Origin of the sequence: Kitasatospora sp. NPDC056800, assembly GCF_042789775.1 — a bacterium.
GTDB lineage: Bacteria > Actinomycetota > Actinomycetes > Streptomycetales > Streptomycetaceae > Kitasatospora.
Genome location: NZ_JBHUAL010000102.1, coordinates 21,148 through 31,934 on the forward strand (window position 1 = coordinate 21,148; position 10,787 = coordinate 31,934).

At 69.2% G+C, this 10,787-nt stretch carries 10 protein-coding genes and 1 tRNA gene; 5 read left to right on the top strand and 6 right to left on the bottom strand.

What is annotated here, in order from left to right:
- Positions 1 to 9: 9 nt before the first annotated feature.
- Positions 10 to 1,158: a phosphatase PAP2 family protein gene (locus tag ACFRQN_RS22310; RefSeq protein WP_380741646.1), complete on the bottom strand. Its 1,149-nt coding sequence runs from the start codon at positions 1,156 to 1,158 to the stop codon at positions 10 to 12.
- 169 nt (positions 1,159 to 1,327) lie between these two features.
- The gene (locus ACFRQN_RS22315; RefSeq protein WP_375876952.1) at positions 1,328 to 2,407 is read right to left on the bottom strand and encodes a M24 family metallopeptidase; all 1,080 of its coding nucleotides are present in this window, start codon (positions 2,405 to 2,407) and stop codon (positions 1,328 to 1,330) included.
- A 683-nt stretch (positions 2,408 to 3,090) separates the two neighbouring features.
- Between ACFRQN_RS22315 and ACFRQN_RS22320 the strand changes: the two genes are divergently transcribed.
- Positions 3,091 to 3,585 (top strand): hypothetical protein, encoded by a 495-nt coding sequence (locus ACFRQN_RS22320; protein ID WP_074004049.1) that lies wholly within the window; start codon positions 3,091 to 3,093, stop codon positions 3,583 to 3,585.
- A 126-nt stretch (positions 3,586 to 3,711) separates the two neighbouring features.
- Here ACFRQN_RS22320 and ACFRQN_RS22325 read toward each other — a convergent pair whose 3' ends face one another.
- Entirely contained in the window at positions 3,712 to 4,200 is a 489-nt protein-coding gene (locus ACFRQN_RS22325; protein ID WP_049652087.1) for a YajQ family cyclic di-GMP-binding protein, read from the bottom strand.
- 220 nt (positions 4,201 to 4,420) lie between these two features.
- On the opposite strand from ACFRQN_RS22325, the gene ACFRQN_RS22330 reads away from it, so the two are divergent.
- Positions 4,421 to 4,501: transfer RNA gene (locus ACFRQN_RS22330), tRNA-Tyr, on the top strand.
- A 153-nt stretch (positions 4,502 to 4,654) separates the two neighbouring features.
- Here ACFRQN_RS22330 and ACFRQN_RS22335 read toward each other — a convergent pair.
- Positions 4,655 to 6,025 carry a tyrosine-type recombinase/integrase gene (locus ACFRQN_RS22335; RefSeq protein WP_380741647.1) on the bottom strand — a complete coding sequence of 457 codons (1,371 nt, stop codon included), beginning with the start codon at positions 6,023 to 6,025 and terminating at the stop codon, positions 4,655 to 4,657.
- Between the two features lie 344 nt (positions 6,026 to 6,369).
- Here ACFRQN_RS22335 and ACFRQN_RS22340 point away from each other — a divergent pair, with 344 nt between their 5' ends.
- Positions 6,370 to 7,218, top strand: coding sequence for a GntR family transcriptional regulator (locus ACFRQN_RS22340; RefSeq protein WP_380741648.1), 849 nt, complete (start codon positions 6,370 to 6,372; stop codon positions 7,216 to 7,218).
- Between the two features lie 38 nt (positions 7,219 to 7,256).
- The gene (locus tag ACFRQN_RS22345) at positions 7,257 to 7,901 is read left to right on the top strand and encodes an HAD family hydrolase (RefSeq protein ID WP_380741649.1); all 645 of its coding nucleotides are present in this window, start codon (positions 7,257 to 7,259) and stop codon (positions 7,899 to 7,901) included.
- 64 nt (positions 7,902 to 7,965) lie between these two features.
- Here ACFRQN_RS22345 and ACFRQN_RS22350 read toward each other — a convergent pair whose 3' ends face one another.
- Together ACFRQN_RS22350 and ACFRQN_RS22355 are read right to left on the bottom strand one after the other, a co-directional pair.
- Positions 7,966 to 8,817 (bottom strand): hypothetical protein, encoded by an 852-nt coding sequence (locus tag ACFRQN_RS22350; RefSeq protein ID WP_380741650.1) that lies wholly within the window; start codon positions 8,815 to 8,817, stop codon positions 7,966 to 7,968.
- A gap of 37 nt (positions 8,818 to 8,854) precedes the next feature.
- On the bottom strand, positions 8,855 to 9,988 hold the full coding sequence (locus tag ACFRQN_RS22355; RefSeq protein ID WP_380741651.1) for a hypothetical protein: 1,134 nt from the start codon (positions 9,986 to 9,988) through the stop codon (positions 8,855 to 8,857).
- Positions 9,989 to 10,273: 285 nt separating this feature from the next.
- Here ACFRQN_RS22355 and ACFRQN_RS22360 point away from each other — a divergent pair, with 285 nt between their 5' ends.
- A complete protein-coding gene (locus ACFRQN_RS22360; RefSeq protein ID WP_380741652.1) occupies positions 10,274 to 10,744 on the top strand; it encodes a hypothetical protein in 471 nt (156 codons plus the stop codon).
- Positions 10,745 to 10,787: the final 43 nt, after the last annotated feature.

A 10,787-nucleotide genomic window follows, 5' to 3' on the forward strand; every position in this document is an offset into this window, starting at 1 on the left:
CGCTCGGATTCACCCGGCCAAGTCTGCCGTGCCCTTGGCGGGGGCCTCCGTCCGGGCCGTGCCCTCGGCCGGGGCCTCGGTCGCGTCCTCGGCCGAGGCCTCCGTACGGACCGGGGCCGGGGCCTGGGCCGTGCCTTCGGCCGTCGCCTCCGTACGGACCGGGGCCGGGGCCGCGAGCCGGGCCGTGGCCCTGGCCGCCCGGCGGTCGCGCAGCCGGCGCAGGCCGAACACCACCGCGGCCGCGTACGCCCAGCCGACGAAGACGTCGATGATGAAGTGCTCCGCGCCGTACACCAGGGTGAAGGTCATCGCGAGCGGGTAGGCGACCAGCACCGCCCGCAGCCAGCGCTTGGCGGTGGGCCAGAAGAAGAACAGCAGCATCGCCGGGTAGGCGGAGTGCAGCGAGGGCATCGCGGCGACGTCGTTGGCGAACTGGCTGCCGTTCTCCAGCAGCGAGTCGGCCTGCGGCAGCCCGCTCACCGAGATGACCTCCCAGACCACCCGGGACAGGTGCGGCAGGTTGCCCTCCTGGGCGACCAGCCACGGCGGGTCGGCCGGGTAGAGGAGGTAGGTGGCGAAGCCCGCGAAGGTGAGCGTCAGGTAGGCGGCGAGCAGTTGGCGGAAGCGCTGGTGGGCGCGCCGCCAGAGCACCGCGAGCAGCAGGAAGACGACGAAGAAGTGCGAGAGGTAGACGGCCACCGCGGCGTAGTCGTACCAGTGCGGCGAGCCGGCGGTGTAGAGGGCGTGCTGGAGCCGGACGGTCCAGGTCTCGCCGAAGCCGAGCACCTCGTCGAAGCGCAGCTGCGGCAGCCAGTGCGGGGCCCACGGGGTGTGCGCGCCGTAGCCGCGCAGCAGCGAGTACGTCCACACCACGGCCATCACCGGGACCCAGTCGCGCAGGACCAGGAGGAAGCCGCGGGGGCCGTGCCCGCTGTGCACGGCGCCGGTCAGCAGGGCGGCGATCAGCCAGAGGAACAGCACGTCGTTGGCCGCGGGGATGCCCTCGGTGCGCAGGAACCAGAGGAGGCACGTCAGGTAGAGCGGCCAGGCCAGCCATCGGAGTCTCGACCAGCCCGTCACGCGGGGGCGGGGCGGAGGCACCGGGCGCGGCTGCCCGGCCCGCACGTCGTGCGGGGCCGGGGAGAGGGTCTTGGTCATGCGCACTGAAACTAGCAACCCAAACTTGGAGGTCTCTGGGTGAAATATGACCGGATCGTAAGAACGTCCGACCCGGTCGTCACCCGGTTCGACACACGGTCAGGCACCGGAAGGCGCCCTCGGGCACCTGCGGACACCGTCGGGCGCCTTCCGGCACCGTCCGGCGCCCTCAGGCCACGATGCCCAGCTCGTGCGGGGTGTTGTTGAAGCGGCGGCCGCCGGCCGGGGTGACGGTGACGATGTCCTCGATCCGCACCCCGAACCGGCCGGGCAGGTAGATCCCGGGCTCGATGGAGAAGCACATGCCGGGCACCAGCGGCCGCTCCTCGCCCTCGACCAGGTACGGAGGTTCGTGCGTGGTGGTGCCGATGCCGTGGCCGGTGCGGTGGATGAAGTACTCGCCGTACCCGCCCTCGGTGATCACCCGGCGGGCGATCCGGTCGATCTCCTGGCAGCCGACACCGGGCCGGACCGCCTCGAAGGCGGTCTGCTGGGCCAGCCGGACCAGCTCGTGCACCGTCCGCACCTCGTCCGGCACGTCCGGGCCGACGTGCACGGTCCGGGTGGTGTCGGAGCCGTAGCCGTCCTTGAGGCCGCCGAAGTCCAGCACCACCGTGTCACCCGTACGGATGACCCGCTCACCGGCCTCGTGGTGCGGGTCGGCGCCGTTCGGGCCGGAGCCGACCACGGTGAAGTCGACCTGGCTGTGCCCGTACTGGATGAGCAGCGCGCCGAGGTCGGCGGCCACGTCGGTCTCCCGGCGGCCGGCGAAGGGGACCTCCAGGATGCCCCGGTAGGCGGCGTCCGCCGCGCCGCCGGCCGAGGCCAGCCGCTCCAGCTCCTCGGTGTCCTTGACGGCGCGCAGCATCGGCAGGCTGTCGGTGAGCGAGGTGAAGGAGACGCCGGGCAGCGCGGCCTGGAAGCCGAGCAGGTGCAGGGCCCAGGTGTTGTCGGAGACGCCGTACCGGCCGGCCGGGTCGAGCAGCGGGCCCGCGGTGGCGAACGGGTCCTCGCCGTCGGACCAGTCGAGCAGCCGGACGGCCGGGGCGCCGACCGCCTTCTCGGCGTCCGGACGCTCCAACTTGGGCACCACCAGGGTGGGTTCGCGTCCGGCCGCGAGCACGAGGGCGGTCAGCCGCTCGGTGATCGCGGTGGGCGAGTAGCCGCACAGGTAGGCCAGGTCGGGGCCGGGGGCGACGACCAGGCCGGCCAGTCCGGCGGCGGTCGCCTCGGCGGTGGCACGGGTCATCCGGTCGGTGTGGTCCTGCACGGTGAAGGGGCGGGGCACGGCGGTTCCTCCTCTGGGGCCGGACGGGCTCTGCTGAGCCTCCGTCGCGTCAACTCCATCACTTCCGGGAGGAGTTGGTGAAGCCCTCGGGGGAGCCCCGGCGGGCCGGCGCGGCGCCGGCGGGTCCGGCGCTCCCCGGCGTGGGCCGCCGCGGCCCCCGGCGGAGGCCGGTCCTGTTGGTCCTGCTGGTGCGATCGGCGGGGTCGGTGCGATCGCTCCCGCCGACAGCCGGAGCGCGAGCGCCGGGACGAGGCCGAGCAGGGTGCGGGCCGGCCCGCGGAGCGCCAGGGCCGGTGCGGCGGCGGCCGTCCGGTTCGGCGGGGGTCTGTCCGGCGCATGCATGCGGTCCTCCTCCGTACGGCCCCGGCCGGGAGTACCCGACCGCGCGGGAGCCGGGGGAGGGGTCGGGAAGAGAGGCCGTACCCGGCCAGTCCACCGGGGCGCCGCGGCCGCCGCATGCCGCGAGCACCCGAGCGGGTGACCGGCGGCAGGACCGGAGGAGCGACGTCTACGGCGCGATCCGGGCCCCGCGGACCGGCCGCGGACCGCTCCAAAGGCCCCGCAGCCTGCTCTACGGTCTCCGACCGGGCACGGAATCATAAATTCCGGGCCGACTGTCGGTGCGGTGGGACACCATGGCCGCCATGTCCTATGAACTCCAGGCGCTGATAGGAACACGGGAGCTGCTGACGGTGGCGGCCGCGGAGGTTCCGGCGGCCCGGGTGGTGCCCTTGGCACAGGGGCTGGCGATGATCCCGGTCACCTCCGCCGTCCTCGCCGCGCTCCAGGGGGACGGCAGCGTGCGCAAGCCCCGCGGCGGGGCCGGGTTCGGCTGGCACTCGGACGGCTTCGAACTCCGGCTGGCCGCCTGGTCGAAGGCCGGCCCGATCGCCTGCGTCGAGGCCGAGTACTTCGGCGGCAGCGGCACCCAGCGCGCCGCCGTCTGGGCGGACGGCGCGGTCACCCTCGGCCCGCTCACCATCGGCGAGTTCGAGCCCGCCCCGGCCGACGGCACCCCGATCTCCCACGTCCTGCGACGGATCGGCGCGCGCACCGAGGAGGGCCGGGCGGACGAGTTCGAGTCGGTCGGCCTGGGCCGGCACCGCAGCACCGCCGGCTGGGCGGAGTCGGCCGGCTGACCCGCCCCCCGCACCCCACCGCCCGTCGGCCCCGCCGCCCGCCCCGGCCCGCCGACGCGAACGGCCCCGCCCCCGAAGCGGGGAGCAGGGCCGCGCCGTCGTCCGTCGAACCGGCCGACCGGAGGGTCAGCGGTAGTTCACGTACTGGATCGCGAAGTCCAGGTCCTTGCCCTTGAGCAGGGCCTGCACGGCCTGGAGGTCGTCGCGGCTCTTCGAGCTGACGCGCAGCTCGTCGCCCTGGACCTGCGCCTTGACGCCCTTCGGGCCCTCGTCACGGATGATCTTCGCGACCTTCTTCGCGTCCTCCGTGGTGATGCCCTCCTTGACGTTGGCGAAGATCTTGTACTCCTTGCCGGACAGCTGGGGCTCGTTGGCGTCCAGGGCCTTCAGCGACAGGCCGCGCTTCACGAACTTGGTCTGGAGGATGTCGAGTACGGCGCGCACGCGCTCCTCGCCGTTCGCCTTCATCTCGATCTTCTCGCCCGAGCGGCTGATCTCGGCGCCCACGTTCTTGAAGTCGAAGCGCGTCGCGATCTCGCGGGAGGTCTGGTTGATCGCGTTGTCGACCTCCTGCCACTCGACCTTCGAGACGATGTCGAAACTGGAGTCGGCCATGGGTATTGGTCTCCTTGATGCTCTGGTCTTCACTGGCACGGGCCCGCCCCTCGGGGGCGCCCGCGACCCCAGCCTATCCAGCGCCACACCGGCCCCGCCCGTAGCGGGCGCCCGCGGTTTCTTGATCGTCGCGTGATCTATCGAGTGGCGGAGCACCCCCCGGCATCGGGTATGGTTTACCAAGTCGAACGGGGTGAACACCCCGGGAAACGAAGATCCTGGCTGGTTGCCCGAGCGGCCAAAGGGAGCAGACTGTAAATCTGTCGCGCAAGCTACGCAGGTTCGAACCCTGCACCAGCCACAGGATAGAGAAGCGGTCCCTGACCTGCGGAAACGTAGGTCAGGGGCCGCTTTTTCGTTTACTTGCAACTGGGGACGAGTGCTGCCCCGTTTGGGCGGCTTGTCTCACTTTGCGCCACCCGAATCCCAGCCCTGACCAGCGCGTACGGACCAGCTACGGACCAGGATCCGGGGCCGGCGGCGCCGGACGGTTCCGGTTGAGTCGCTTCGAGATCAGCTCGTTCGCGTACTCGACGGTGCCGTGCAGGCACTTCGCGTAGACCCGCAGCAGGACGGCCACGCTGTGCCCCGCCCGCCGGGTGACCTCGGTCGGGTCGACCCCGGAGTTCAGCCCGAGCGAGATCCCCGCGTGCCGCAGGTCGTACGGCCGCTTGCCGAGCTTCGTGGCGCAGTCGGCCGGCGACAGCACCTCGGCGCGGGCCCGCTGCCAGACGACCCCGTACCCGCTCTCCTGCACCATCCCGCCCCGGGACGTCCGGAACAGCCGGCCATCGGGCGCGGCGCTGAAGGCGGAGACGTGATCCCGAAGGATCGCCACCAGCTCGGGCGGGATCGGAACGCGGAGGGTCGTCTTCTCGGCCCGGTGCTTCAGCCCGCGCCTGTCGTGCGACGTCCCGTCGTCCGTCCAGGACGAACCGACCCGCGGCCGGGTCTCGTCCAGGACGACGCAGCCCCACCCCTCGACCGGGAGGTGGCAGCGGGCGAGCGGGAGGAGCATGGCCTCGGCCGGCCGCAGCCAGCCGTAGTAGAGGCAGGCGAAGAAGGCCCGGAGGTGGGCCCCGCGCTTTCCCTGACGTCCGGCCGCCTCGATCAGCGCCGCGGCCTGGTCCTCGTTGACCACCACGCCGGGGTCGACCTCCTCCTCGGCCTCCGGCGGTTGCCACTGGACGGTCGGGAGGGGATTGGCGGTCAGGTAGCCCTCCTCCACCGCGAAGCCGAAGAGGTGGCCGAGGATGCGACGCTTGCGCAGGATGACCGAGGGGGCGGCCTTCTTGCCGTCGAGCTTCACCGCGAGGGCGTTCAGCAGGCGGCGCACCATCGGTGGCTCCTCGAAGGCGGAGACCGGCACAGACTGCTTCTGCACCCACGCCAGGGCCTTGGCCCAGTCCGCCGGCGGTTTCTCGCCCCACGAGTGCACGTTGAAGGCCCAGCTGTAGAGCGCCCGGCGGACGACCCGCTTGTCCGGCATGCCGGCCTTCGACTTCACCAGCTCGAACGTGACCGTGGCGAGGGCATCAGCCCATGTGGTGCGGGTCTTGGCCGGAGCCCCCTCCCAGCGGGCCTCGACGTACTGCCGGCCGAGCTCGTACCAGGTGATCTGCTTCTCCTTGCGGAGCTCGGAGAGCGGCAGACCGCGGCCGACGTCGAACGGCTCGCCTGGCCGGGCCGCAGTGATCAGCTCGGTCTTGCGACCGTCCGCCTGGGCCTTGGACAGGTAGGACTCGGAGAACTCTCGCCCGGCGACCGTCCACCGGACCATCCACGGCTTGCGGCGATCCGGGCGGTGGCGGTGGTCCCAGAACATGCTCGGGCCCCACCCTGCCGAAGTGGAGCAGGGCCCGAAGTGCCGTCCTCTTGGGGGGCGAGCTCCCGTTCAGGCGTGGTCGGCGTGACCTTTCGGTCTTGCCCTCCGGACTGCCCAGGCGCCGGGTGCCTCGGCCCGATCTATCCCGGACCCCTTCGCCCTGGATACGGCTGTAGCCAGCCGTCCATGGGCGCATTTGTGCAGCTCAGAGCAGCCCCAAGAAGGCCCGTCTGTGTCGCCCCTGTCTCACTTGGTGCGACACCCACAACATAGACAACTCGCCTGGGCAGGTTAAGAGAGTCGGGTTTCTCGCGCCTGTTGGGCACCTCCCCTAGCATCGGTCCATGGCCCTAGACCCGGATGACTCTCGCCCCCCGTACCAGCAGGTCCGCGGCTCTCTGCGGGCCTCGATCCTCACGAAGCAGCCAGGGTTCGAGCCCGGCGACAAGCTCCCCTCCGGCCCCGAGCTGGCCAAGCACTTCGGCGTGGCGCGCGGCACGGTGGACAAGGCACTCGACCTGCTCCGCACCGAGGGGCTGATCGTCACCCGGCAGGGGAGCGGCTCCTTCGTTCGGGAGCGCACCTCCCGGCCGGTCGGGCTGCGGCCTCACCTTGAAGCCGCCTTCGAGCAGCAGCAGGTGACCCTCGACTTCGCCGGCTTCTCCAGCGAGACGCTGCACAACGCGCTCCAGGAGCCGCTCGACAAGGTCCGCTCCGGACGGCTGGCGCCGGAGTCCATCATGGTCCGGCTCCTGCTTCCGGACACCACGGCGCCCATGGCGGTGCCGGTCCTGGTCGACGGGCTCCAGGACGAGGCCGTACTCCGGCAGCGCGCCCGCAACATCGCCCTGACGAACGCCGGCGGCATCGCCTACTCGGTGGAGATGCTGGCCGAGCTGGGCCTGGTCCAGAAGGCGAGCGTCCAGGTCAAGGTGCACCGGGCGTCCAGCCTGTTCAAGCTGTACATCCTGAACCGGCAGGAGGCGTTCTTCGGCTTCCACCCGCTCCGCGAGCGCACCGTGGCGATCGATGACACCGACCACACCTTCTACGACGTGACCGGCAAGGACACCACCCTGTTCCACCACGCCGCCGGCCCGGACGACGCCTCGCTCGGATCGCAGTACGTCCAGCAGGCCCAGATGTGGTTCGACAGCGTGTGGAGCACGATCGCGTACGAGCGGCAGTCATGACCGCCACGCCTCAGTAACTCGCCGACGTGCTGCGGCCGGTGAAGTACGTGCTCCTCGATTTCGATGGCCCGGCGTGCTCGGTCTTCGCCAGCCTCCCCGCCCCGGAGGTCGCGCGCCGGCTCCGTGAGAACCTGCTCACCGCGGGCGAGCAGGTCCCGGCCGGGGCTGAGGAAGAGGGTGACCCGCTCGCCCTGCTCCGGCTGGTCGCGGACGCCCGCCCCAGCCTCGTGGCGAGCGCGGACGCCGCGCTGGCCGCACTGGAGACCGAAGCCGTCCAAGTCGCCAGCCCGACCCCGGGCGGAGAATCGGTTCTGCGCGCTTGCGTCCGTTCAGGCCGCCGGGTCTCGATCGTGAGCAACAACGCGGGCGCGGCTATCGAGGCCTACCTCGCCGAGCATGGTCTCAGCCGCTACGTGGTCGGCGTCTTCGGGCGTGCCCCGGGCACCCCCTCCTCCATGAAGCCGAACCCCCGTCTCCTGAACGACGCCATGAGAACCGCGAGTACTAGCCCAGGCAACTGCATCTTCATCGGCGATGCAAACCGGGATGTCGAGGCAGGGACTGCAGCAAGCATCCCCACTATCGGTTACGCCAACAAGCCGGGTAAGGAGGCGAAGCTGGCCGCTGCTGGCGCCGTCCTTGTGGTCGACTCGATGCAGCTCATCGCAAACGCTATGAGCTGACCGCCAAGACCCGCGACGGCCCGATCTGTGCACTGGGCCATCGCGGGAGTAGGTCGCAATACGACTACAGCAAGCGGCCAATAAAGGCCGGCGCCAAGATCCGGATGCGATCTTCTGGCACGTCTCCTGCAAGCGCGCTGACGGCCATGTCAACACCTGGAGTGGCAGCAGCACCGAACAGCTCGTGCAGCTTCTGCAGCCCGTCGGTGGCGGTCTTTCCGACCCGTTCATCCTCCTTAAGGGCAGCGAAGGCTGCAACCACACCTCGAACTGGCGTAGTCATCATGATGCGGAGGACGTCGCCCGCGTCCTTGTCCGTGAGACGATCCGGTCGAGCGTTGGCCTGCTTAAGGCGGTCGCTGATCTTGAATGCCTTAGCCACCAACAGTGCTGCGGGACCGGCGACGTTTACAGTGACGCTTCGAGCGTCCGCCGGATCAAGACTGCTGACAATCATCGGAGAGCGATCAAGGGCAGCAACCTCAAGGCCCTCGATCCACCGAGCGGACATGGGCCCGTGCGGGGGGACCTTTGCACTGCGCTTGCCGTTCTTGGGTGAGAGCTGCCTGGGGATCAGGAGATCCAGCTCCACCGGTACGACCTTGCCGCTGACATCCTCCGGTCGCTCCCACAACCCCGGCTGATCCTGATTCTTGAGCCTGAAGCCCGCCGCGCGAAGAGAATCGTCTAGGTGTGGTTCGTTGCCGAGAAGCATCGGATCGATACTCAGGTCACCGTCGGAGGTGAAGGGGGCATTGCTGATCGCCGCATCAGGGGTGCGGAGGTAGACGGCTTGGGCACCGACGATGGTGAGGGCTGGCAGATGATCAATCAGCGCAGTCAGGCCATCGAGAAGCACGCGCCGTGCAACTATGGTCAGCTGATGGGGGTCAACGCCTTCGGGGACCTTCGCCACGGTGCCTCACGTTCCTGAGAGTGCAGAGAGCCTGATCTTAGGGGCGCTGCCTGTTCCCGAGGTCAGAAATATTGAGAGCACGCCACTGCTTCTCATGCGTTGCCATGTACTCCAGCACAGCCTCCCCGGCAGCTGGCAGTCGGCCGGGTCCTGAGAGGCAGTCGAGGACAAGCTGACTCATGGCCACGCGCTGGATGCCTTCAACGACAGTTGCCCCGTCGAAGACCACTGGATCTGGCGCCTTCAGCAGTAGGACATCCGCGTTCTCATGCACGCTTAGCAAGCCGAGGTCATCAGCAAGCTCTTCAGAATCCAGCCATGGTGCCACATAGAGCATCAACTGCCCCCCAGCAACGATCGGGGCGATGCCATGAGCAGCCCAAGTCCCCGTCACGGCCACACCGTCACTCCCGGCTGGAGGAAGGTCAGAGATCCGTCGAAGCACTGCAGAGGTCCCGTTCGGGGCCAAGAACCCTGCATACGAGTTCGGTCGAAGTAGACTGCTGTGTTCGGCCCGCGCACGGAGCAAGTCGGGCCAGTCGACCTCTGTGATGACCCTGCCAGTGCGACGAATCAACAGCTGGTCTTCAAGGGCATCCAGCAGGCGAGAGACGTAAGCCAGGCTTAGGCTCGATGCCGTGGCCAGTTCCCCAGCTCGGTGTGGTGGGCGTACGTCGGCCAGGAGGCGAATCAGGCGGCTAGCCTTCGGCCCCGCAAGAGTGGTCTTGCTCTGCGACGGGGCGAGTGCACGGGGAGACCTTGTCGCTCCATCCGTCTGGACAACGATTGCAGGCCGCGCAACCCTGAGCGAGATGTTGCCAGTGAGGTCTAGATATCCGATGCCATGCTGCTTCAGCAGTTGCTGAGTCTTCGGCGACAACCACGGTGCCATGACCACGAGGTTGGTGTAGTGACTCAGCCGCCGAAGCAGTTCCACCTTGGGTACTAGGAGCTCTTCCACCATCCGAGGTGGTACTGAGTCCTTCACCTCCACTAGCAACTGGACGAGTGTGTTGTCCGTCTCGGACCTCACCTCGACTAGCGCATCAGGACCAGAGCCAGCCATCGAGCCAGCGATCGGCGTGATCACCCAGGCAGATCCGAGCAGGTCGGTCAGCATGCCCAGGCCCTGCCGCAATACGTTGTCAAGGGGCAGATCGTCGCGTTCCACCGTGGGCTCCTCGTTTGGGCCAGGACCTGAGAGAACTTGCCTACATGACTAACTTAACCAATTCAGTGAAGCTAGCGCTTCAGACAACTTCTTGCTCTTTGAGTGGTTGCTCGGGCTAAGGAAGCTTCGGTCTGAAGCAAGTGGAGCTACCCTCCTCCGGTCGAAGTGCACGAGCAAACGGCCTGGTCAGCATGCCAGCACGTACGCCAGCAGGCTGCCTGCGGAGAGTTGGTTGCGGAGGCTTCGCTCTGTTGCCTGGTGCACGGCGTCGGTAGGTTCTGGGCGGTGATTACTCAGATCGTCACGTTGGCAGGCGTCCTGCTGGGTGCGCTCACCTCGTTCGTGGCCACGGGGTGGGCGGAGCGGGTCAAGCACCGGCGGGTGCTGGCCACGCGGTGGGATGAGCGGAAGCTCGACACCTACGTGCAGTACGCGACCTGCGTGAAGGAGATCGCGGCGGTGGCCAAGCGGGCCGTCGACGCCGAGGCGGGGTCGACGGCGCGGGCGGAGTTCCTGGCCACGATGGAGCAGGCGGAGATCCGGCGGTCGGCGCTCTTCGAGACGCTCGTGCTGCTGGCGAGTCCGGCCGCGGTGGAGGCGGCGAAGGCGGTGAACGCCGCGCTGTGGGAGACCGAGATCGCGGCCCGCGGGCACGCCGGCGTGCCCGACGGTGCCGTTCTGATCGAGTTGCTCAACGCCTACCACTCGCAAGCCCGGCTCGACCTCGGCGTCGGCAACCCGACCGGCGGAACGTGATCGGAAACACAGAAGGGCCGGGCTCGGGCAGCGGAGACGCTGC

Coding starts and splice junctions, on each gene's coding strand:
- ACFRQN_RS22315 (WP_375876952.1), bottom strand. CDS start 2,407: ATGACCCGTGCCACCGCCGAGGCGACCGCCGCCGGACTGGCCGGCCTG.
- ACFRQN_RS22325 (WP_049652087.1), bottom strand. CDS start 4,200: ATGGCCGACTCCAGTTTCGACATCGTCTCGAAGGTCGAGTGGCAGGAG.
- ACFRQN_RS22310 (WP_380741646.1), bottom strand. CDS start 1,158: ATGACCAAGACCCTCTCCCCGGCCCCGCACGACGTGCGGGCCGGGCAG.
- ACFRQN_RS22335 (WP_380741647.1), bottom strand. CDS start 6,025: ATGTTCTGGGACCACCGCCACCGCCCGGATCGCCGCAAGCCGTGGATG.
- ACFRQN_RS22320 (WP_074004049.1), top strand. CDS start 3,091: ATGTCCTATGAACTCCAGGCGCTGATAGGAACACGGGAGCTGCTGACG.
- ACFRQN_RS22340 (WP_380741648.1), top strand. CDS start 6,370: ATGGCCCTAGACCCGGATGACTCTCGCCCCCCGTACCAGCAGGTCCGC.